The organism is Empedobacter sp. GD03865 (genome assembly GCF_029840775.1).
GTDB lineage: Bacteria > Bacteroidota > Bacteroidia > Flavobacteriales > Weeksellaceae > Empedobacter > Empedobacter falsenii_B.
This window is the reverse complement of the sequence record NZ_JAOCDF010000013.1, coordinates 33524-57577: the sequence shown is the minus strand read 5'-3', so window position 1 is coordinate 57577 and position 24054 is coordinate 33524. Positions and strand designations below refer to the sequence as shown.

The following is a 24054-nucleotide window of genomic DNA, read 5'->3' as shown; positions in this document are numbered from 1 at the left end:
AAAAAAATCTATCTTACTATATTGCGTATTATTTTTTCAAAATACAACTATGAGAACAAGATTATTTTTTCTAGCCACCACTCTATTTACAGTTTCAACTCTATCAGCACAAAAATTCGAAATTGATACCTTACAATATCAGGGAAGTGATAAAAACATTATCAACCTTGTTGTTTTAGCAGATGGTTATACAAAAGACGAATTAAAATATTATAAAGAAGATGCAAAACGATTTACAGACTATTTTTTCAAAACGGAACCATTAAGTCAATATATCAATTATTTTAATGTATTTGTTATAAATAGTATTTCTGAGGAATCTGGTGCAATTCACCCATATTCTACCAAAGAATGTCCCACAGAAAAAGTAGATTGGGATCAGTTACCTGAACGTTATAATAAATTTGTAAAGAAATATGAAGTTCCGAAAACTAATCCAAATACAATTTTCGGAAGTAGTTTTGATATTTCTGGAATTCATCGTTTAGTTGTTCCAACGAAAAATGAAAAGGTATTACAAGTTCTGAAAGATAATATTCCCAATTATAGTCAAGTTGTAATTCTTGTTAATTCTCCTTTTTATGGTGGTTCTGGAGGAGAATTTGCGACGACAACAGTTAATTTTAAAAGTAATGATATCGCTGTTCACGAAATTGGACATTCGTTTGCAAAATTATCAGACGAATATTGGTCTGGTCCGTTGTATACGGTTCCTGGTCCAAATAAAACACAGAATATACAAGATGTTCCTTGGAAAAATTGGATTGGGACAAATGGAATTGGAATTTATGCATATGGCGAAAAAGATGCAAGAGCACAATGGTTTCGTCCGCACGAATTCTGTAAAATGCAATATTTAATCGCGCCTTTTTGTAATGTTTGTCAAGAAGAATTTATTGAAGTAATTCATCAAAAAACAAATCCAATTATTTCTACAAAACCCGCTGTTGATACTCCTGTTAACACAGAAAACATGAATGCTTTTACACTTAATTTAGTAAAAACAGTTCCAAATACGTTGAAAATAAAATGGATTTTGAATAATAAATTGATTGCAGAAAATTTAGATTCTATTCATTTAAATAAAGGTCAGTTCAACTTAGAAAAAAATATTTTAAGAGCAGAAGTAACGGATACAACGCAATTAGTAAGAAAAGAAAATCATGCGAATCATATGTACACAACGCAATGGGAAATTTCAAAACCTAATAATGTGAATTTAACTCCACCAATTTTGACATGGGGCGAAAATCAAGAAAGTTGTTACAATGGACATCAGGCTTTAACGGTAAAAAATCCAGAAGCTGAGATTGAATATTTTTGGTATGATGAGCCAAATTCTATACAACCATTTGCAAAAGGAAATAATATTATTAGTCCAACTATTACTGAGAATAAGACTTTTTACATAGAAAGTAATTGGAATAACAAAAAATCTGAACGAAAAGCGATCCAAATTACTGTTTTAGAAAAAATTAATCTTTCTGAAAAAGTTAGTATCAAACAAAATAAAAAAGACGGAACGATTATACTTACTTTAAAAAATACTGACGATAAGAAATATAAATTCGAATGGTTGGATGAAGATGGAAATAGAATCTATAATTTCGATCCAAAAGAGAATAAAACGGTTTATAAAGGGAGTGATTCATCATCTATCACAATCAAAAATGAATTCTTAGGTTCTACCCAATTTTTGTCAAGAAAATAGATAAAGAAACGACATGTTCTAGTGAAAAAGTTACAATAAAATTGTAATAAAAAAAGCGACCAAAAGGTCGCTTTTTTTATCTATATTTCAGAATAATTATTCTTTAATACGTTCTACATAAGAACCATCTTCTGTGTTGATTTTTACTTTATCACCTTCGTTGATGAATAAAGGAACACGGATTTCAGCACCAGTTTCTGTCGTTGCAGGTTTTGTAGCATTTGTAGCTGTATCACCTTTAAGACCTGGCTCTGTGTATGTAATTTCCATTACAACTGTAGTTGGTAACTCAGCTGCTAAAGCTGTTTCATCAGAAGCACGGAACAAGATTTTTACTTCGTCACCAGCTTTCATAAATTGTGAATTATCAATCAAATCTTTGTTTAAATAAACTTGAGAGAAATCATCATTATTCATGAAGTGGAAACCATTATCATCTTCATATAAATATTGGTAGTTACGTGTTTCTACACGAACTTCTTCAATTTTATGACCAGCAGAGAATGTATTGTCTAATACTTTTCCGTTAGTTAATGATTTTAATTTTGTACGAACGAAAGCAGGTCCTTTACCTGGTTTTACGTGTAAAAATTCGATAATTTTATACGTATCATTATTAAAAATAATACATAAACCTTTTCTGATATCAGAAGTTGTTGCCATTTATTCTATTGTTATTTTATTAAACTCCCGAGCTATATCCTTTCATAATTCCACGATCACTTGTATCGATAAAATCAAGGATCACTTCACGATAATGTGAATCTGGGAATTTTTCTAAGATTTGTTCTACAGCCTGAGATACGTTATTTTTTTGTTGATATAAAATTCTGTAAATACCTTGAATTTCGAAGATTTCTTCTGATGTAAAACCTTTTCTTCTCAATCCAATTGCATTAACTCCCGCATAAGCAACAGGATTTTTTGCAGCTTTAACATACGGAGGAACATCTTTACGAATTTGTGTCGCACCAGCTACAAAAGCATGTTCTCCAATTTTTGTAAATTGATGAACTGCACTATAACCACCAATAAAAGCGAAATCTCCAACTTCTATATGTCCTGCTAAACCAACCGCATTTACGATTACGACATTATTTCCTACAACACAATCGTGCGCGATATGTGCAGTTGCCATAATCAAACAATTGTCACCAATTTTAGTATAACCTAATGCATTAGTTCCTTTGTTTACAGTAACGCATTCACGAATTGTTGTATTGTCACCAATATATGTTAAAGTTTTTTCACCTTCGTACTTCAAATCTTGAGGCTCACCAGAAATTACCGTACCTGGATAAATTTTACAATTTTTTCCAATACGTGCTCCTGACATAATTGTTACATTAGGACCAATCCATGTTCCATCACCAATTTCTACATCTTCGTAAACAGAAGAGAAAGGGCTGATTGTAACATTTTCACCTATTATTGCAGTTGGATGAACATATGCCATCGGATGATTCATAACTTCCATTTCTTTAATTATTCTTTTGTAATAACTGCCATCATTTCTGCTTCCACAGCAATTTGATTGTTTACATATCCAATTCCTTGCATATGAACAATTCCTCTTCTAATTGGTTCAACCAACTCTAATTTAAACACCAATGTATCACCTGGAATAATTTTGCGTTTAAATTTAGCACTTTCAATTTTCATGAAATAAGTTGAATAATCTTGAGGATTTTCTAATTCTCCTAAAATCAATAACCCTCCTAATTGTGCCATTGCTTCAATTTGCAATACACCTGGCATAACAGGTTCTTTAGGAAAATGTCCAACAAAGAAAGGCTCGTTCATCGTTACATTTTTCACGCCGATTAAACCTGTTGCACTTTTAGAAATTACCTTGTCAATCAATAAGAATGGTGGACGATGTGGTAATAACTTCATGATATCATTAATATCATAAACTGGTTCTGCTGTCAAATCAAATTCTGGCACTTTGTTACGTTGCGCTAATTTAATTTGTTTGCTTAATTTCTTAGCAAAATTTGTATTGGTATGATGTCCAGGCTTTGTTGCAATAATTTTAGCCTTCAATTTTTTACCTACTAAAGCCAAATCTCCCACAACATCTAATAATTTGTGACGTGCAGCTTCATTTGGATAGTGTAAAGTCAAGTGATCCAAGATTCCATTCGGACGAATAGAAACATCATCTCTATTGAACGCTTTACATAATTTTTCTTTTGTTTCTGGCGTAATTTCTTTGTCAACATAAACAATTGCATTGTCTAAATCTCCACCTTTTACTAAACCAGCTTCCAACAATTGCTCTAACTCATGTAAGAAACAAAATGTTCTTGCTTGAGAGATATCTTGTTTGAAGTTTTTGATAGATGTTAAAGTTGCATTCTGAGTTCCCAAAACTTTCGTTCCGAAATCTACCATTGCTGTAACTTGGTATTCATCTGCAGGAATCGCCGTGATTTCTGATCCTGTTTCTGGATCTACATACGTTACAATTTCTTTAATTCTATAATATTCTCTGTCTTTATCTTGCTCTACAATTCCAGCAGATTCTATTGCTTCTACGAAAAAACGAGAAGAACCGTCCATAATTGGTGGTTCCGCATTGTCAATTTCAATGTAACAATTATCAATATCCATACCTACCAAAGCCGCTAAAACGTGCTCTGTTGTATGTACTTTAACTCCTTTCTTCTCTAAAGTTGTTCCTCGAGCTGTGCTCACAACATATTGTGCATCAGCTTCTACTTGAGGTTGACCTTCTAAATCTGTTCTAACAAATACAAATCCTGTATCTGGTTCGGCTGGTTTAAATGTTAAGGTAACAAATTTACCTGTATGCAAGCCAACACCTTTTAGAACGGCTTCATTCGCTAAAGTTTTTTGTTTATCAGACATTAACTTTTACTTTTGTTTGTTCTCTTTTTCTAATTTATCGATTCGTTTCACAATTTCTGGAAACTTTCTAAAATGTACATATGATTTTCTAAAGCTTGACGCTTCCATTGCTGGCGAACCATACAATTGCGTTTTGCTTTCTACATCACCATTAATACCACTCTGAGCTTGTACTTGTACAAAATCTCCGATTGTCAAATGACCTGCGATACCAACTTGACCTCCAATCATACAATTGCGTCCAATTTTTGTAGAACCTGCTACTCCACTTTGCGAAGCAATAACAGTATTCTCACCAATTTGAACGTTATGAGCAATTTGAATTTGGTTATCTAATTTTACTCCTTTACGAATAATTGTAGATCCCATTGTTGCTCTATCTATTGTTGATCCTGCTCCAATTTCGACATTATCTTCGATCAAAACATTTCCTATTTGAGGAATTTTTTCGAAAGAACCATCTGGATTTGGCGCAAAACCGAAACCATCAGCACCAATCACAACATTAGAATGAATGATACAATTTTGACCAATTTCACACTCTTCATACACTTGTACGCCTGAATGTAAAACGGTATTATCACCAATCTTAGCATGATCGCCAATCGTTACATTTGGATATATTTTTACATTATTCCCAATCGAAACATTAGCTCCAATATAAGAAAAACTTCCAACATATACATTATCTCCTAGTTGCGCAGTAGAATTTACTTTCGTATATTCTTCTATTCCAACTTTATTATTTTTTATCGTATTGTAATACTGCAATAACTGTGTAAAAGCTTGATAAGCATCTTCAACCACAATCAATGTAGACGAAATAGAATCTGTTGCCACAAAATCCTTACTCACAATCACAATAGAAGCGTTTGTTGTATAGATAAAATGCTCGTATTTCGGATTAGCCAAAAACGAAATCGAACCTTCTTTTCCTTCCTCTATCTTCGATAATGTGGAAACCTCTACATTTGCATCACCTGTTACGGTTCCTTGCAATAATTGCGCAATCTCTGCAGCTTTAAATTTCATAGTCTGCAAAACTAATAATTATTCTTAAATTTATAAAATGATTATTTAAGTTATTTAACTTTTTTGTCAAATTCTTCAAATCGATATTTAAACGCTATGGTAATGATATTTTGTAATTTCTTGTTGCAAAAATTGCGTTAACAAACTTTTTTCTGAACTCGAAATTTCTTTTACCTCACCATTTTTATATAAAACCTTTATTGGACTTTTTGATTTTTCGTACGGAACAATTTTTATCGTTGTTTGTTCCACAAAATAACTTGCATCATCAATTCCTAAAGCATTTTCTACTCTATTTTTTTCAACCAAAATTTCTTCTTCGGATAATTTTGTATCCATCAAATATGATTTTGGTAATGTACGCTGAATGATATTTTTTGATAATTTACTCAAAATTAAATCATCATGAAACTGCCATTCTTTTATCGCTGATAAAACATCCGAGTCGTCCAAACGTGTGAAAATTTCTAAACCTTCTTTCGATAAACTTCCAACTTCATTTTCTTCTAAAAAGTATTTAAAAGCAAACGTTGCAAAAAGATTTTCTCCCGTTTTTGTCAATTCTTTCGCTCTTCTCAAAACGCTAATCAAAAAATTCTCTGCTGTAAACGATTTCTTATGCATATACACTTGCATGTACATAAACATACGCGCCATCAAAAATTTCTCGACCGACGAAATTCCCTTTGCTTCTATCACCAACTCATCATTCGAGACATTCATCATTGAGATAATTCGTTCCGGATTGATATTTCCTTCTACCACTCCTGTGTAAAAACTATCGCGCTTCAAATAATCCATGCGATCGCAATCCAACTGACTCGAAACTAATTGTGACAAGAACTTTTTCGGATAATTTCCTTTAAAAATTTGAATAGCTAGAGCTAATCGATTATCAAAAATTTGATTCAATTCTTCCATCAAACGAAGCGAAACTTCTTCGTGATGCGAACCATTAATTATAGAATGTTCAAGAGAATGAGAAAAAGGTCCGTGTCCCAAATCATGCAATAAAATCGCGATTAAAGCTCCATTTTCTTCTTCTGGAGTAATGTCGACGTTTTTTCTTTTGAGAATATTTAAGGCTTTTTGCATCAAATGCATACAACCTAAAGCGTGATGAAAACGAGAATGTCTCGCTCCTGGATAAACCATTTCTGTTAATCCAGTTTGCGTAATTCTACGAAGTCGCTGAAAATATGGATGTTGAATAATCTGATAAATAAGCTCGTTTGGAATCGTAATAAATCCATGAACTGGATCATTTACTATCTTCAACTTATTATTGTTTAATGGATTCAAACGTACTGTTTTGTCGGCAAAGATAAGAATTTTTACTCATTCAGAACGTTACTTTTTTGATTAAGAATGGTTTTTATAAAATATTTTAGATAAAAATCATTTTTGGAATTATTTATGCTAAATAATCATCGCAAATTTTGGGAAAACTACAATTTTGTTTAACATACAATTTTGATTTTAACATTTCCGTAATCGCTATATTTGGAATAATTCTAAAAGTAGAAATCAATATAAAAAATAAAAATATAACAAATGGCTATAAAAATTTTATGGATTGATGATGAAATCGATTTATTGAAACCACACCAGCTTTTTTTAGAGAAGAAAGGATACGATACAACAATGATAAATAATGCGACTGATGCATTAGAAGAAATAGAAAAAGAGAGCTTTGCAGCGGTTTTAATCGACGAAAATATGCCCGGTTTGAGCGGATTGGAAGCTTTACCAAAAATTAAAGAATTGCGTCCAAATCTTCCTGCTATTATGGTCACAAAAAGTGAAGAAGAGCATATCATGGAAGATGCAATTGGTTCACATATAGCAGATTATTTGATTAAACCAGTTAATCCAAATCAAATTTTATTGAGTTTGAAAAAGATTTTGGATGCATCTAAAATTATTTCAGAAAAAACAGTTATCAATTATCAACAGGAATTCAGAAATATCACAATGGATATGATGAATGCGCGCGATTATGAGGATTGGCAAGAAATTTATAAAAAATTAGTTTTTTGGGAACTTGAACTTGAAAATATCGAAGATACAGCACTTTCTCAAATCATCGAAAATCAAAAAAGTGAAGCAAATGCAGCTTTCTTCAAATTTATAGAACGTAATTACGAAGATTGGTTGCACGACGACGAAGATCGTCCCGTTTTATCACATACAATTTTCAATCAATTGGTTCGACCTCATCTTGGAAAAGATAAAAATGTTTTATTGATTATGGTGGATAATTTACGCTACGATCAATGGAAAGTTATTGAGCCAATTTTCAATCGTTATTATAATTCAGAAGCCGAAAATTTATATTATAGTATTTTACCTTCGGCAACGCAATATGCTAGAAATGCGTTCTTTTCGGGTTTAATGCCGTTGGAAATTGAGAAAAAATATCCTGAATATTGGTTGAATGATACCGATGAAGGAAATAAAAATATGTACGAAAAAGAATTGTTAGGAGAACAATTAAAACGTCTTGGTTTTGGCGATTTATCGTATAATTATTTTAAAATTTTAAATTCTGATTTCGAGAAAAAAATTGCAGATGATTTTAATAATTACAAAAAGAATAATTTGAATGTAATTGTCTATAACTTTATCGATATTCTTTCGCATGCGAAAACAGACAACAAAATTGTTGGAGAAATTATTCGTGATGATAAAACGTATCGTTCGATCACAAAACATTGGTTTGAAAATTCATATTTAATGGAAATTGTGAAAAAAGCGGCGCAAGAAAAAATGAAAATTATTGTAACAACCGATCACGGAACAATTTACGTAAAAGAGCCTACGAAGGTAATTGGCGACAAAGAAGCTAGTACAAATTTGCGTTATAAATTGGGGAAACAATTGCAATACGATCCGAAAGATGTTTTGGCGGTTGAGCAACCAGAAAAATTCCTTTTACCTAAGGTTAATGTTACGTCAAAGTATATCTTTGCAAAAGAAAATTTATTTTTAACGTATCCAAAAAATTACAATCATTTCGTTAATTATTACAAAAACACTTACCAACATGGTGGAATTTCGTTGGAGGAAATAATTATCCCAATGGTTGTTTTAACACCAAAAAATTAAATGGAATTTATCATCAATAATTTAGACGAATTACCAGAAGTTGCTCAAAAAATAATCGATCAACTTCAGTATAAATTAATCACTTTCGAAGGAGAAATGGGAGCTGGAAAAACAACTTTTATCAAAGAGTTTGTAAAAGCTTTGGGAACAAATGATGAAGTTTCGAGTCCTACTTTTTCGATTGTTAATGAATATGAAACAGATAAAGGAAAAGTTTATCATTTCGATTTTTATCGTCTAAATCACGAAGATGAAGCCTTAGATTTTGGGATTGAAGAATATTTATATTCTAATCAATATTGTTTAATGGAATGGCCAAATAAAATTGCTAACTTTATACCAGATGAGCACCACACAATTACATTGGAAAATGTAGATGGCGTTCGTCATTTAAATTTTAGCTAATACTATATGGACGGAAAAAATATTTTCACGCCTTTTTCTCAGGAAGATCTTATTCCTCAACCCGAGCGTTTAGAGATTCCTCACAAGAAAGAACGCTTTGATATTGGAATTCCAAAAGAAACAAATAATCAAGAAAAAAGAATTTGTCTTTCTCCTGATGCAGTCGAAATTTTAGTCAATAATGGACATCAAGTTACGATAGAAACTGGAGCAGGAGAAGGTGCAAATTATTCAGATAAAGAATATTCGGAAGCTGGTGCGCAAATTTCTTACAATACGCAAGCTGTTTTCGAGAAACCTATTATTCTAAAAGTTGGTCCACTTACTTTAGATGAAATTGACTGGGTAAAACCAAATGCTTTGATTATTTCATCTGTCCCTACAAATACTTTAAGACGCGAATATTTTCAGAAATTAATTACAAAACGTGTGAATGCGGTTGGATTTGAATTTATTCGTGATGAACAAAATCATTTACCAGTTGTTCGATTGTTAAGTGAAATTGCTGGAACAACAGCAATTTTGGTCGCAAGTGAATTGATGTCTTCTACAAACGGAGGAAACGGAGTTTTGATGGGCGGCGTAACAGGTGTTCGACCAACAGAAGTTGTGATTCTTGGAGCTGGAACGGTTGCAGAAAATGCGACAAGAACAGCTTTAGGTTTAGGTGCTTCGGTTCGTGTTTTTGATAATTCATTAACAAGATTAAGACGATTACAGCAAAATATCGGACAACGAGTTTCTACTTCTACATTAGATCCAAAAGAATTAGGAAAAGCTTTGCGACGTTGTGATTTAGCAATCGGTGCACTTCGCGGAGAAACACGTACACCTTGTGTTGTAACTGAGATGATGGTGCAAAATATGAAAGCTGGAGCTGTGATTATTGATGTAAGTATTGATCAAGGAGGATGCTTCGAAACATCTGAATTAACAACTCATGATCACCCTATCATTATTAAGAATGATATAATTCATTATGCGGTTTCTAACATCACTTCTCGCGTCGCACGCACCTCTACCAAAGCGTTGAGCAATTATTTCTTGTCGTATTTATTCCAAATTTCAGAAGAATCTGGTTTTGCGAATGTGGTACAATCGGATAAAACTATAAGAAATGGCGTATATTTGTACAAAGGAAGAATTGTAAAAAAGAACTTATGTGATTGGTTTGATTTACCATTTCACGACATTAATTTATTGATTATATGACGTTTACGCAAAGATTTATGAAGTATTTGATGGGAGTTGGAATTGGGTTAGTTTTCATCGCTATGGCGTTTGGACCTCGTGCTTTCTCATGTAATTACTTTCCAAATGCAAGAGTTTTGGATGAAGCTTTTTCAAAAAGATTAGCTATTTCACCAGAAGCTCAAGCATTTTTAAAAGCAGAAAATTTAGATTCTACATTCTTGAAAAAAGAATTATTCAAAAGAAGTAAAGTTGATTTTGATCACTCGAAAAAAGATCAAGTTCCTTGTAGAGAATATTTGGCAAACTATAAAAGCAAAGACAATACGAAAGATTATGATTTTGTATTAGAAATTTGCAAAGAAGATTCGAAATTAGTTTCCATCAAAAAGAAATAAAACAAAAAAACCACTTCAATTGAAGTGGTTTTTTGTTTTATAATTAATTTATAAATTTCAAAATTGCTAAAACAATTACGAAGATTAATATTGCGACAATAATTACATCTTTAAATTGCACTTTTTTAGTTCCGAACTCTACATTTCGGTTTAAACTTTTTCTTTTTTTATTGGATTGCATAGGTTGATATTTGACTGCAAATTTATTAAATATTATCAAATATCAAACCTTTATTTTATTCTAAAATATTTAATTTACAATAAGATATCTTAAATCCCAATTTCTATCTGAAAACGCGCGTACCAGTTGTTTTTCTTTTCTAAATTATAGAATTTTTGTTGTTCATACGTAAATTCTGCTTGTAATTTGAAAGCATGTTCCCAAATATATTTTGTCAAACCTAATGTGTATTGATTTGTATTCGGTGTAAACTCAAAAATTTCTTTATCTACTGTTTGAGTTGAATAACGTCCTATCACCTCCCAGTGTTTCGGGAATGTGTATGAACCTTGAAAATCCATTCCTTCTCCATTATAGATATAATTAAAATCAGAAATATCTGTAGGGTTATAAAATAACACATTATCAGAATTACGATTCATATAAGAATACATCAAATTCCATCCACGATATTTTAACATCGCATCCAAAAACAATGATTTTATATTAGCTGTTCCTCCACCTACAATATCATCTCCTAACATTCCTGCTGTTCTATGTGCTCTATCATTGTAACTATAAGCTCCCGAAATCATCAATTTTGGTGTTTGTTCGTGAACTAAATCACCTTCATAATTACTTCCACCTTTTGTAAATTCTCCAAGTGGAAACAACTCAACTTTTCCTGTATAAGCTAAACCAGTATCCTTAAAACTTGTCCAATTTCGCCCTTCACCAGTAGAAATAGCTCCTCTCAAAATATAAGAGAATTTTTCTTGATTTCTTTTATTGTATAAGACTTGAAATCCAAAATCGCGATCGATATTAAAATCTGCATTATTGATAGATCGATCCGTTAATTGTAATGCTCCAGAAGAATTAACACGTTGTCTATTTCCTGGAAGTTTTGTTTGACCAAATCCTAAACTCCAATGTTTATTTGGGTAATAGAAAATCATCGCATCACGAATAATATTTGTATTCTTACCCTCTTCTGCTTTTCCTACATCACCTGCTGCAAAAGATAATTGCATCGAATAACCAAATTTTGGATCTCCGATATATCCATCAAAACGCAATCTTAAACGACGAATTTGTCCATCAATATTATCTTCTTCTCCATCATTATGATTATAACTAATGCGATTTTGCATGCGAAATCTAATGTTGACCTGATAAAGACTATCTGGAGAAGTAATTCCCAATCCGTTACCATAGCTATAATAGGGCGACATCATATTCTTAAAATCCTGTACAGTTTTCTTTTTAGATTCTGTAGAATCTTTTACTTGCGCATACGAACTGATTGAAAATACAATAAGTATTAATGTTAAAACTTGCCTCATGTTTATTTGTTTCTTGATTCGTGTGCAAAAATGCAGTTAATAAAATTAAATAATTGTAAAGCGTAAATTAAATTAACGTTAACAATGACTCGAAGTTACGTATTCGATGATTGTCATCAATTTCTATGATTTCGATTTGTTGAGGAAAAATATTTTGTTGAATTTCAAAGAAAGTTTTTAGTTTCTCAAAATCCAAAACTTCGTCATGTACAGAAAGAAAAACCGTTGTATTTTCGAAACGATTCATATCGACTAAATATTGCGAAAGATTTTCTGGAAAATTATTTTCGACTTTCATCGACACATCAACCAAAGGATTTAACAAAATCAATTCGCTCGATTTTCCATTTTCCTTTAATTTTTGTTGCAATTGCCAACCAAAATTCCCTCCAGTAGAACTTCCTATAATCGCCAAATCATTTACCAAACCTTTTAAATGTTCGTAAGCTTCAAATAAAATAGTCGCAATATTATCCTCCGTTTTCCATTCAATACAAATCGCTGAAGGATAATTTTTTAGAATAGTTTTGAATTTAGTTGAATTTGCCGAACTATTTAGTCCATGGATATAAACAATTTGTCGATTATTTGTATTCATATTCAGTGCAATTAAACCTTTAAATTAAACTTTTTCAATAAGTTAATTATACATGAAATGTAAATTTAACAATATAATTGTGTTGTAAGAAATTCTTTTGACAAAAAAAGCGACCAAATTGGTCGCTTTTAAATATTTACTATAATTATTTCTCTAGATCAAAGCCCCAATCAATACCTTTATTAATTGCAGGAACACCTTCTGTCATCCATTTCGGAGCAGGTTTATCTTTCAGATAATGATCAAAAAATTGAACTTGTCGTTGTTGAATATCATTTTTATTCGCACGTTTTATCAAGTTATGATCATCTCCGTTATAATTTAACATCCAAACTGGTTTTCCTAAACGACGCAATGCCATAAACATTTCAATTCCTTGATACCAAGGAACAGCACCGTCTTCGTCGTTATGCATGATTACAACTGGCGTCGTAACTTTTGGCATATTAAACAAAGGCGAATTTTCGATATATAATTCCGGCGCTTCCCACAAGGTTTTACCGATTCTACTTTGCGTTTGTTCGTACTGAAATTGACGACTCATACCCGTTCCCCAACGAATTCCACCATAAGCAGAAGTCATATTAACAACAGGCGCACCCGTCCAAGCAGCAGCATACATATTGGTTGCAGTGATCAAATGTGCAACTTGGTAACCTCCCCAACTTTGTCCTTGTATAGCGATTTTACTTCCATTTACCCACGTATTTTTCTTCAACGCTTCTACTCCAGAATTGATATAATCTTCGGCAGATTTACCAGGATGACCAATTGTATATGAAATATCTGGTGTAAACACAATGTAATCGTTACTTACAAAATATGTGTGATTAATACGAGAAGGCGTTGGCGCAGGCGCTTGATAACGATTCAAATTATCCGAAAGTTTTTCGTAGAAGTAAACAATCATCGGATATTTTTTATTTGGATCAAAATTCTCTGGTTTATACACAACTCCTGTCGCATCTTTACCCGAATATGTTTTCCACGTTACCAACTCACCATTCCCCCATAAATAATCTTTTTGTTGCGGATTGATTGCAGATATCTTTTTCTCATCTATAAAATTTGTTGAAACATAAACATCAGGCGAATTTCGGAACGATTCTTTTGTATAAATAAATTCGTTGGCATTCAACGCTTTCTTCATTTTTTGCGTTCCCCAAGTATTCGACATGACAACTTCTTCAGGATTTTTTGCTTTCGAAATGATTGTTTGATAAACCCCTGATTGTTTATTCTGATTATTAAAAGCACCTAAATAAACTAAATTATCACGGTTAAGTGTTTTAATATCATCATTTAATTGATTGATATCAAACGTAATATTATGTTTACGACCAAAACCATTTGTCATATTTTCAGGACGACGATTTCCAACCAAATCAAACTCCCAAATATCATAACGATCTTTGATTAAAACCGTTTCATCATTATCCGTAAAATAAGCAACACCGTATTCTTGCGCTAAAGTTGGCGAATCATTTTCTTCGTCATAGAATTTCACTTTTAGCTTTTTATTCAGAACTTTTTTTTCCTTTGTTTCGATATTATAGCTCGACCACAAACCATTTTCGGCATTATAAAAAACAGCAAATTTTCCGTTCGGCGACATCTCTACTCTTCCAGCCAAAGCTTTTGCAAATAACTCGCGTTGTCCCGTTTTCGTATTAATGATATAATAATCTTTACGACCTGTTACATCCCAATTAGAGCTTAATCGATAGGCATTATCAGAAGTTCCTAAAGCAAAGTTTGAATTTCCTTCGTTCAAAATTTCGACTTGATTCATATCCAAATCCGCTAATTGTGTCACTTTTACAGGATTCGATAAATCAATCACTGATAAATACGAACGCTTTTTTTCACGCTCAAGATTCTTTAATTGTTGTGGTTGAATAAAATCATCTTTGTAACTCCAAACATCCACTTTTGCATAATCATCAGCGATTAAAGTTGTGTCTTTTTCTGCTAATTTAGGCATCAAACCAATGAACAAAGAATTTCCATCTTTACTAAATTTTGGTTGACGATTTTCTGAAACTTGCCAATCTTTTTTCAATCCTAACAATTCAGATTTCTTGATTTGTTGCGGATTATTTGTTGTAGAATAATATAAATAATATGTTTTATTTTCCTTTTTCTCTTCGTCAGAAGTTCCAACAAAAGCGACTTTATTTGCTAATTCATCAAACGCAAATTGTTTAAAATCACCAATTGTATCTACCAATTGTTTTTGAACAAACGTTGCTGTATTCACTAAGAAAACACCATATTTAGTTTTATCTAAACTATCTTTTTTCTCTTGTTTAGTCGAAAAAATTAATTGCTTACCATTCTCGCTAAACTCATAATTCATCACATTTTTGAATGATTTTCTCTGACCTGAAATCAAATTTCTCAACACCAATTCTAACGGCGTATCTTTCTTATCTTTTCCAGCTGATTTTGCAACTTTATCCTTCGTTTTTGTAGAATCTGACTTGTCTTTTTTATCATTCTTCGTTTCTTCTTTTTCTAATAAATAAGCTAAAAGAGAACCTCCTTTTTTCGGTGTTTTGAATGATTTTATATTCGGTAATTTCTCAACTTGATTTGTTGCTAGATTTAATATTCCAATTGAATCTTTAGCAATTTCGTGTTCTTTCTTTTTCTTAATTCGAACCAATTTCAAATCTTTATAAAAAGGTCGAATTTTAAAAACGGCAAATTTAGAATCTGCTGTAAAAACACTTTGTTCACCACGATGAAAACTTAGATTTTTATCCGTTTTCAAACCAAAAAAGTTCAATGTATTATCACTTTCTTGTGCATTAACTTGATAAGCAACCCACGAACCATTGTTCGATAATTCTTTCATTCCGATTGATTGCCATTCATCAAAAACAGTCAAATCTAATGGTTTCTTTTGCGCATCAACATTTGTTGCCAATAAAGCGATTGCCGCAGCATACATTGCTTTTTTTGTCATCAGTTGAGTCGCATAATTTTTAAATATTTTAGTAGATAATTTCGATTTCATTCTAACTAATTTTATGCGTTAATTTTTAAAGAAGTGTGAAAATACTAAAGTTTTTAGAAACTATGAGGATATTTTAGTTTAATAATACTTTCAGTTGTATTTTTGTTAAAATTCTTTTTATGAAAAAATATCTATTAAGTATTGGATTTGGAATTTCGATGATTGCATCAGCACAAAATATTCAGATTGTTCCACTTGGTGTTTATGGTGGTAGCAACGAAAGCAATCTTTCTTCTTATTTGATTGGTGAAGAAACGACAAATAGCTATTTAGCATTGGATGCTGGGACAATTCTTTCTGGAATCAATAAAGCAATAGAGAAAGGTACTTTTGAAGAACAAAATAGTAAAATTCTTAAAAACTATATCAAAGGATATTTTATTTCGCATGGACATTTGGATCATCTTTCTGGGATGATTATTAATTCTCCAGAAGACACAAACAAACCTATTTATGGTATTTCTGAAACAATTTCAGTTTTAAAAAATAAATATTTTACTAATGATGCTTGGGCAAATTTTGCCAATGAAGGCGAATCGCCAATTTTGAATAAATATTACTACAAATACGCCGAAATAGGGACACCTTTCACCATAGAAGGAACTAATTTTACAGGAACAATTTACGAATTGAGTCATGTAAATCCTTTGAAAAGTTCGGCAATATTAGTAGAAAATGGCTCAAATGCAGTTTTATATTTTGGTGATACTGGATCTGATCGTATCGAAAAAACTAAAAATTTAGCAACTATTTGGAAAGCAATTGCGCCTAAAATCAAATCAGGTAAACTAAAAACAATGATGTTAGAAGTTTCTTTTCCGAATTCTCAACCCGAAAAATTATTATTTGGACATTTAACGCCAAAATTGATGAACGAAGAATTAGGAGAATTAGCGAAAGAAGTTGGAAAAAGTAAGTTGAAAGGTTTTACAATCATCGTTACTCATATCAAACCAAAAGATGATTATGAGCAAAAAATTAAAGACGAATTGTTAAAAGACAATCCATATAACATCAATTATATTTTCCCTCAACAAGGTGAAAGAATAATTCTAAAATAAATAATAATTACGAATTTATCATTTAAAGACAAGATAATTTTTAACCATTTTATTTTAGTCGGTCAATTTTTATCATTTTGATAAATTAGCGCTATTGATTTTTCATTAATTCGTGTGGCTATTCTACATTTGAATAAACCATAAGAAAAAATGACCGCGCAAATAGGAGAAATTTTATTAATCGACAACCAACAATATATTATAGCCGAACAACCATTACATCATTATTTTAGAAAATTAAATCATCCACCTTATTTTACTCCGCCTTCGCCAACATGCTGGAGAGGATATTATGGGAAATGGGAATTGAGAAATGACGAATTGTTTTTAATTAATTTCAGAGGATATTTGGATGGTTTGGATGAAGTTGAATTGAATTATTTATTTCCAAAAAGAGAAGAAGTTTTTGCGAGCTGGTATTCTGGAATTATTAAAATTCCTCAAGGAAAATTATTACAATTTAATCAATTGACACATACATCAATTTATGAAGAGGATTTGATGTTATGTTTTGAAAATGGAAAACTAATCGATTATATCGTTCATAGCAATTGCGCAAATTCTGAACGAGAAGTTGAGATCTAATCAATCGAACGCTTCAAAGCTTGTCGGTGAATTCGTCTTGTTATTTGACCTTATTATTCTTTCGAATTCACCGATTTTTTTATAAAAAAACATACTTAGAATAAACAATTGAAATCAGGTTTATTACCAATTTTTCTTTGACTTTTCTATCAGTTCATTATAATTTATATGAATTTCTTGATCTTGTTCAAATTTAGAAATTATCACTTTTCCAAACGCAGCAAACAAAGAATTATAACTTGGGTGATTTAAAATCATCAAATTAGCTTTAAGTTTTGAATATTCAGATTTATTGATTATATCTTTAAATGATTTTACAATATAACTACTTTCATCAGCACCAAAAATAAATATTGGAATTTGTTTATATTCAAAAATTTTCGCTAAACAATCTATTGTCAACTCAATACTTTTATGAACGACTTGATTTAAATCCTTAGCTTTGGTAATATCTTTTGTTTTAATTGAATAACAAGGTGTTTTATTAAAAAAAATAGATTTAGTAACATTAAGTCTTCTATTATTTACTTTTATAAAAAAGTCAAGTTCGCTTCCTGCTTTGCCTACAAAATATCTATTTTCTGCTTTTTCTGTTTTACCAGGATTATCACCACAATATATAATTTCAATATCATCATCAATGTTTTCCCAATCTTTATTTATAACAATTTTAAAATTTGTTGATTCAAGTTCATTGAGTTGCTCAATATATTGTAAAATTATTTCTTTAATCATTTTTTATTTAAAATTACAATAAATAAAATCCAATATAATAAATTTTATTTTACTAAAAACAAACAGCGTCCGATAGAATATATCAGACGCTGCTTTTATTTTATGAACTAAAAATTATTTTTTTAACAATTTTCGATTACACTTTTTACCACGCGAATTACATTTGGCATTGCTGTATTTGCTGCATTTAATACATCTTCGTGCGAAACATCAAATGAAATTTCTGGTCCTCCTAAATCTGTAATAATCGATAAACAGAAAACGCGCATATCCATGTGACGAGCAACAATAACTTCAGGAACTGTACTCATACCAACACAATCTCCACCAATAAAACGAACCAATCCGTATTCTGATGGTGTTTCGAAAGTTGGTCCTTGTAATCCTACATAAACTCCTTGATGAACCAAAATATCATTCGCTTTTGCAAATTCTGCTGCTTCATTCAACATTTCTCTGTCATAAGCTTTTGACATATCCACAAAACGAGGTCCTAATTCGTCGATATTTTTTCCACGTAAAGGATGTTCTGGCATCATATTGATATGGTCTTTTACCAAACAAATATCGCCAACTTGGAAATTTGGGTTAACACCTCCAGAAGCATTCGATAAAACAACTTTCTTAATTCCTAATCCATTGAAAACACGCATTGGGAAAGTTACTTCTTCCATCGAATATCCTTCGTAGTAATGAAAACGACCAGCCATCATCAAAACTTTTTTACCTAAAATAGTTCCGTATACTAAATGACCTTTATGCCCTTCTACTGTTACTTGAGGAAAGTTTGGTATATCTTTGTAGCTAATAACAACTTTATTTTCTACTTCGTCTTCTAATTTTCCTAATCCAGACCCTAACACAATTACAAATTCTGGTTGATCTGGCAATAAATTATTGATGTACTTTACAGCCTCATTAATTCTGTCCAACATACTCTAAAATAGTTTGATTAAATTTTTCTTTATCGTTAATATCGATACTAATTGGGATGTAGTATAAATCGTCTTTTATCATGGATTCTTCCATCAAACGCATATAATCTTTCTCCGTTGTCATGATAATTTTATCAAAACGCTTTCTACCTTCCGTATCTTCGTATCGTTTGTAAATATACTCAATTTCTGATTGACTAAAATTATGATGATCTGGATATTCTAAATGCAAGACATTTGCAAAGTTTTCTTCCGCAAATTTTACCAAACCATCTGTTTTAGCAATTCCTGTAACTAAAATAACATTCAGATTTTTCCAAGTCGATTTCTCAACATTATCCAATTTCCCAATCAATTTGTTATCATAAACAATTTTCGAAAAAAATAATTGCTGATGAGATTTTAAGTTAATCTTTTTCGAAATTTCTTTGTGTTTTTCTTCCGAAATTCTGTCTGGACATTTCGTTACAATTATAATATCTGCACGACGAACTCCACTTCTACTCTCTCTCAAATCACCTGCTGGCAATAAAAAATCTTTATAATATGGATTATTAAAATCTGTCAACAAAATATTGAAACCAGCTTTAATTCCACGATGTTGATAAGCATCATCCAACAAAATTGCTTCTGCATTATAATGGTCAATTAATTTTTGTGCACCAAAAGCTCTGTCTTCGCAAACAGCAATCAAGATTCTATTCTTGAAACGTTGAAAAAACTGCATTGGTTCGTCTCCTATATCATACACTTTTGAAGAATAATTTGCAATCAAAAAACCCTTTGTTTTTCGTCCATATCCTCTACTCAATGTTGCAATTAATTTTTCGTCTTTCAACAAATCAATTAAATACATGATATGAGGTGACTTTCCCGTTCCGCCAACAGAAAGGTTTCCAACATTAATAATTGGAATATTGAATGATGAGGAACGCATCATTCCTATATTGTAAAACAGATTTCGAACCGAAGTTCCTATCCAATATAAACCAGAAAATGGAAGTAAAAATCTACGCCAATTCATTTTTATTTTTAATATTAAGCGAAAATACTATTTTCAATTTTAATTCTAAAGAAAGAAACACTTCATTTCTTTATTCAGCGAAAAAAAACCTATTCTATCGGAACAGGTTTTTAATTATTTATTAATCGTATAATTTATTCAATTCGTTGGCGTAACTCGTTTTATCCTCTATCTTCCAACCGTAGGTTTTGGCAAGGAAATACAAATCGCCAAGATTTTGAATTAATTGTTGATGTGCTTCTTGTTTTAGTTTGGTTTGATCCACAGTTTTTTCCACATGCTCCACGGCACGTTTTTTAATTCCGTTCAAATCATCTTTACTAAATTTATTGAAAACACTTTGATCCATGTCATAAAAACTAACATCTGGATATACTTGGATTTCAACTGGAGGAATAGATTTGATGATGATTTTTTTATTCACCGAATCCAATTCAATATCCATTTTTTTTAAATCATACGTTGCTTGTGCTTTGGCTTTCACCAAAAGTGTCACCTTTTTATCCGCAGAAAAAATATCAGTTAAACCTGGCAACGATTTTTTTGACGTGTGATTGTATAAATCTGAATAGGTTTGTTCTGCAACAATCATTTTATTCATTCGTTCGATTTGATACGCAATCACATGAGATTGTTCGGTATAGCTTTCAGATTTGAATTTATCCATGATGAAATACGTTATCATCACACCAAAAATAAAGGCTACAACAACAAGAATTATTTTCTTTAAATTATTCATTTGCATAATTTGGAGTCAATGGCGTACCATTCACAATCTGTGCCAAATCTTCTTCTAGATAGCCCGAAACTGGAGATTCTACAATTCTACCAACTTCTTCTTTTTTATTATTATATACGATAATTGTCGGAACGTGAGTCACATTTTTATTGATTTCTTCTCCGTTGAAACTTTTCTTTTGACGATTTACACCAATCACTTTCAAACGATTTTGAGGAAATTTAATATCATCTAAAATTTTGTACAAACGTGGTAATTCACGACGAGAATCTGGACACCAAGTTCCTACAAAAACTTCCAAACGGTAGTTACGTAAATCTTTTAAACCTTTCAATTTACTTTTCTCAACTTCGTAAGTGTCATATTCGTGGTGATACCATTCTTTAAAATCTTCTTCTTCCAAAGCTTTTCTATTGAATTCTCCCGTCAACATTTTCTTCCCATTTTCAGCTGTAATCGTACGATTCAACACTTTATTTTGAGCAAACGATTGCGTAGAAAATCCCAACATTGCAACAAGTGCAATTGCTAATATTTTTTTCATTGTATTTTTAGTTTATAGGTTAAATGTATAAATAATTATGAAATGATTTGACCATTTTCAACTTTAATTGAGCCAATTTCGAAAGTCGCCAATTGATTCAAAAAAGGATAATTTTTAGTTATTCCTTTATAAACTTGTTTTTCAGCATCAATTTCGAGATGACCAATAAATTTTCGTAAATCACCAATTTCAATAATTTTCGCGATTTGCACTACCGAATTATTTTCTTCGTTGTATTCATCTTCAAAATAAATTCCCAAATCAACAACAGAAGAATTTTCTCCATTTTGGATTTGAACATTATGAATGACAACATCCAAATATTTTTGTCCATTTTGAGGAATCGATAAATATTCATCAAACGGAAAATTTTCTTGCGTAGCTAAAGCATTCAATCCTGCTAAAATAGCCAATGCATTGTATTTTCTTGTTGTATTTCGTTGATAATCATTCGGAAAATGTCCCGCTTCAAATAATACGCAAGGATAACCCATTTTTGTAAAATTATCTCCAGTTGACATCGGATAAAACTCTGATGTATAACGACCTACATGACCAGAAATTACTTTTTGCAATTCTGTATTCATTGCCTGAATAATTCCCATAGTTTTCTCGCGAACTTCGTTTACATCTTCTTCAACATTATAAGAAGGAGCTAAAAATGATAAAGTCGCTGGGTTAGCGGTTTGTCCAACATTGAAAATCGTACGTTGATCATGTAAATTGAATAAGGTTTGATAATTTCCTTTCTCCACTTGATTTAACAAAACGTGAATTTCTGTTGATTCTTTTGCTAAAAAATCACGGTTAATATCAATTCCAACCGCATTTCTACGTGTATTAACATTTGCACCATCAGGATTTAGCATCGGAATAAAATCAATAGTCAATTGAGATAAAATGGTTTGAGCTAATTCAGATTTTTGTTCAAAAAAATTAATCACATCAAACATTGCACGCGTTCCAGAAGATTCGTTTCCGTGCATTTGAGACCAAATTAATAAACGTTTTTCTCCAGTGCCGAAACTTAATTTATAAATCTCGTTTCCTAAAAAAGATGTTCCAATTTGTTCTTTTTGAGTTGATTTTAATGAAAAATATTGATTTAAAGCTTCAAAATTTAACCATTTCGAATCAAAACCTTCTTGTCTGAAAGTTGAATATTCTTTCTCTAATTGATGAATATCAAACATATTTTTTACGTTATACGTTTATAAGTTCTATGCTATAAATTTTTAGAAAATATAATTCATCTTAATTCTCGATATAATTTTCAGAAATAATCTTTCTAAAAATCACTCGAATTGACAAATTTTAATTCAAAATATATAACATTATTATTTATACTAAATTGATTTCTTGAAAGTTTTGCGACGTTTGTGATTTACAGGATCATAAGCTTTCCATAAAACTTGAATACTTTCGTTGTCCGCTAATTCAGGGTTTGTTTCCAAAAATTTGATCCCGTTGTTTCTAAACGTATCAAACATTGCATTAAAAATCAATGCTGTAACTCCCTTTCCTTGAAATTTCGGATCAATTCCAATCAAATAAAATTGAGCAGAATCATTATTTTTACTTGCTTTCATCAAATGCCACCAACCAAAAGGAAAAATTTTACCTTTCGCTTTTTGCATCGCTTTCGAGTAAGAAGGCATCGTAATTGCAAACGAAACCATTTTTCCGTCTTCATCAACAATACAGTTCACAAAATCTGGATTGATAAACGGAATATATTTCTTTTTGTAATATTCTATTTGGTAATCCGCAATTGGCACATAAGTATCCAATTCGCTGTAAGTTTTATCTAACAAATCGAACATTTCGTCGACATACGGAATAATTTCAGAAGTTTTTGTAAACTTCAATTCTCGTAATTTGTAACGTTCTCGAATAATTTTATTAAATTTGATAACCTTTTCTGGCAATTCTGTTGGTGCAGCCAATTCATATTCCACCCACTCATTAGCCGTTTCAAAACCTAATGATTCTAAGTGTTGCGCATAGTACGGAAAATTATATAAACCAACCATTGTAGCCAATTTATCATATCCGAAAGTTAGCAAACCTGCCTTTTCCAAATTCGAAAAACCAACTGGTCCCTCTATATATTCTAATTGATTTTCTTTACCTATTTCCGTGACTTTTGCCAAAAGTACTTTCGTGACTTCGATATCATCAATCATATCAAACCAGCCGAAACGCATTTTACGTTTTTGTTGATTATTGACTTCTTGCCAATTGATAATTGCCGCAACACGTCCCACAATCTTACCTTCTTTTTCAGCAAGAAAATAACGCGCTTCAGCATCTTTAAAAACGGGATTTTTAGAAACATCTAATGTTTCCTTCTCCTCATTAATAAAGGGTGGAACGTAATATTGATTATCCTTATACAAATTCATCGGAAACTTAATAAATGCTTCCAAATCGTGTTTTGATTGTACTTCTATTATGCGAATACTCATAGCTTACAAAGGTAATGAGTTTTGTAATTTCAATTCAAAAATTTTTGAGCAAAATGTCAGTTTTTGTTCATTTTTATATGATTTAATACAGAACTCTGCCAAAAAAACTAACTTTTCT

At 31.3% G+C, this 24054-nt stretch carries 22 protein-coding genes; 7 read left to right on the top strand and 15 right to left on the bottom strand.

The window, feature by feature from the left end:
* The first annotated feature begins 49 nt into the window (after positions 1-49).
* Positions 50-1711, top strand: a complete 1662-nt coding sequence (locus tag N5D46_RS06955) for a M64 family metallopeptidase (RefSeq protein ID WP_280049551.1) — start codon at positions 50-52, stop codon at positions 1709-1711.
* A 96-nt stretch (positions 1712-1807) separates the two neighbouring features.
* Here N5D46_RS06955 and efp read toward each other — a convergent pair whose 3' ends face one another.
* From efp to N5D46_RS06930, 5 genes are all read right to left on the bottom strand, one after another.
* Positions 1808-2374 (bottom strand): elongation factor P, encoded by a 567-nt coding sequence (efp, locus tag N5D46_RS06950; protein ID WP_038336113.1) that lies wholly within the window; start codon positions 2372-2374, stop codon positions 1808-1810.
* A 19-nt stretch (positions 2375-2393) separates the two neighbouring features.
* Positions 2394-3179 carry an acyl-ACP--UDP-N-acetylglucosamine O-acyltransferase gene (gene lpxA, locus N5D46_RS06945; RefSeq protein WP_038336134.1) on the bottom strand — a complete coding sequence of 262 codons (786 nt, stop codon included), beginning with the start codon at positions 3177-3179 and terminating at the stop codon, positions 2394-2396.
* 17 nt (positions 3180-3196) lie between these two features.
* Positions 3197-4585 carry a bifunctional UDP-3-O-[3-hydroxymyristoyl] N-acetylglucosamine deacetylase/3-hydroxyacyl-ACP dehydratase gene (locus N5D46_RS06940; protein ID WP_135835139.1) on the bottom strand — a complete coding sequence of 463 codons (1389 nt, stop codon included), beginning with the start codon at positions 4583-4585 and terminating at the stop codon, positions 3197-3199.
* 6 nt (positions 4586-4591) lie between these two features.
* Positions 4592-5617 (bottom strand): UDP-3-O-(3-hydroxymyristoyl)glucosamine N-acyltransferase, encoded by a 1026-nt coding sequence (gene lpxD, locus N5D46_RS06935; RefSeq protein WP_221856539.1) that lies wholly within the window; start codon positions 5615-5617, stop codon positions 4592-4594.
* An 87-nt stretch (positions 5618-5704) separates the two neighbouring features.
* Positions 5705-6895 (bottom strand): HD domain-containing protein, encoded by a 1191-nt coding sequence (locus N5D46_RS06930; protein ID WP_260509633.1) that lies wholly within the window; start codon positions 6893-6895, stop codon positions 5705-5707.
* A gap of 276 nt (positions 6896-7171) precedes the next feature.
* On the opposite strand from N5D46_RS06930, the gene N5D46_RS06925 reads away from it, so the two are divergent.
* From N5D46_RS06925 to N5D46_RS06910, 4 genes are read left to right on the top strand one after another with little or no spacing between them, the layout of a single operon-like run.
* Complete coding sequence (locus tag N5D46_RS06925) at positions 7172-8725, top strand: bifunctional response regulator/alkaline phosphatase family protein (protein WP_280049550.1); 1554 nt, start codon at positions 7172-7174, stop codon at positions 8723-8725.
* Positions 8726-9130 (top strand): tRNA (adenosine(37)-N6)-threonylcarbamoyltransferase complex ATPase subunit type 1 TsaE, encoded by a 405-nt coding sequence (gene tsaE / locus N5D46_RS06920; protein WP_115001044.1) that lies wholly within the window; start codon positions 8726-8728, stop codon positions 9128-9130.
* A gap of 6 nt (positions 9131-9136) precedes the next feature.
* On the top strand, positions 9137-10342 hold the full coding sequence (locus N5D46_RS06915) for an alanine dehydrogenase (RefSeq protein WP_280049548.1): 1206 nt from the start codon (positions 9137-9139) through the stop codon (positions 10340-10342).
* A gap of 17 nt (positions 10343-10359) precedes the next feature.
* Complete coding sequence (locus N5D46_RS06910) at positions 10360-10719, top strand: hypothetical protein (RefSeq protein ID WP_280049547.1); 360 nt, start codon at positions 10360-10362, stop codon at positions 10717-10719.
* Positions 10720-10989: 270 nt separating this feature from the next.
* Here the strand turns inward: N5D46_RS06910 and N5D46_RS06905 are convergent, their stop codons facing one another.
* The 3 genes from N5D46_RS06905 to N5D46_RS06895 all read right to left on the bottom strand — a co-directional run bounded on the left by N5D46_RS06905 (position 10990) and on the right by N5D46_RS06895 (position 15845).
* Positions 10990-12225: a porin gene (locus N5D46_RS06905; protein WP_280049546.1), complete on the bottom strand. Its 1236-nt coding sequence runs from the start codon at positions 12223-12225 to the stop codon at positions 10990-10992.
* Between the two features lie 67 nt (positions 12226-12292).
* The gene (locus tag N5D46_RS06900) at positions 12293-12823 is read right to left on the bottom strand and encodes a YqiA/YcfP family alpha/beta fold hydrolase (protein ID WP_219035345.1); all 531 of its coding nucleotides are present in this window, start codon (positions 12821-12823) and stop codon (positions 12293-12295) included.
* 145 nt (positions 12824-12968) lie between these two features.
* A complete protein-coding gene (locus tag N5D46_RS06895; protein ID WP_280049545.1) occupies positions 12969-15845 on the bottom strand; it encodes a prolyl oligopeptidase family serine peptidase in 2877 nt (958 codons plus the stop codon).
* A gap of 119 nt (positions 15846-15964) precedes the next feature.
* On the opposite strand from N5D46_RS06895, the gene N5D46_RS06890 reads away from it, so the two are divergent.
* Together N5D46_RS06890 and N5D46_RS06885 are read left to right on the top strand one after the other, a co-directional pair.
* Complete coding sequence (locus N5D46_RS06890) at positions 15965-16906, top strand: 3',5'-cyclic-nucleotide phosphodiesterase (RefSeq protein WP_280049544.1); 942 nt, start codon at positions 15965-15967, stop codon at positions 16904-16906.
* 150 nt (positions 16907-17056) lie between these two features.
* Complete coding sequence (locus N5D46_RS06885; RefSeq protein WP_038336095.1) at positions 17057-17491, top strand: hypothetical protein; 435 nt, start codon at positions 17057-17059, stop codon at positions 17489-17491.
* A gap of 123 nt (positions 17492-17614) precedes the next feature.
* On the opposite strand, the gene N5D46_RS06880 is transcribed toward N5D46_RS06885, so the two are convergent.
* The 7 genes from N5D46_RS06880 to N5D46_RS06850 form a co-directional block, all read right to left on the bottom strand.
* On the bottom strand, positions 17615-18226 hold the full coding sequence (locus N5D46_RS06880; RefSeq protein WP_038336094.1) for a uracil-DNA glycosylase family protein: 612 nt from the start codon (positions 18224-18226) through the stop codon (positions 17615-17617).
* Between the two features lie 122 nt (positions 18227-18348).
* Complete coding sequence (locus N5D46_RS06875) at positions 18349-19161, bottom strand: purine-nucleoside phosphorylase (RefSeq protein WP_280036054.1); 813 nt, start codon at positions 19159-19161, stop codon at positions 18349-18351.
* Complete coding sequence (lpxK, locus tag N5D46_RS06870) at positions 19145-20185, bottom strand: tetraacyldisaccharide 4'-kinase (RefSeq protein WP_280049543.1); 1041 nt, start codon at positions 20183-20185, stop codon at positions 19145-19147. Before lpxK ends, N5D46_RS06875 begins: the two co-directional genes overlap by 17 nt.
* Positions 20186-20306: 121 nt before the next feature.
* A complete protein-coding gene (locus N5D46_RS06865; protein ID WP_052217853.1) occupies positions 20307-20924 on the bottom strand; it encodes a DUF4230 domain-containing protein in 618 nt (205 codons plus the stop codon).
* Entirely contained in the window at positions 20917-21468 is a 552-nt protein-coding gene (locus N5D46_RS06860) for a thioredoxin family protein (RefSeq protein WP_219034218.1), read from the bottom strand. The genes N5D46_RS06865 and N5D46_RS06860 overlap by 8 nt, the downstream gene beginning before the upstream one ends.
* Positions 21469-21503: 35 nt before the next feature.
* The gene (locus N5D46_RS06855) at positions 21504-22661 is read right to left on the bottom strand and encodes a M14 family zinc carboxypeptidase (protein ID WP_038336088.1); all 1158 of its coding nucleotides are present in this window, start codon (positions 22659-22661) and stop codon (positions 21504-21506) included.
* Positions 22662-22814: 153 nt separating this feature from the next.
* Positions 22815-23936 carry a GNAT family N-acetyltransferase gene (locus N5D46_RS06850; protein WP_125350449.1) on the bottom strand — a complete coding sequence of 374 codons (1122 nt, stop codon included), beginning with the start codon at positions 23934-23936 and terminating at the stop codon, positions 22815-22817.
* Positions 23937-24054: the final 118 nt, after the last annotated feature.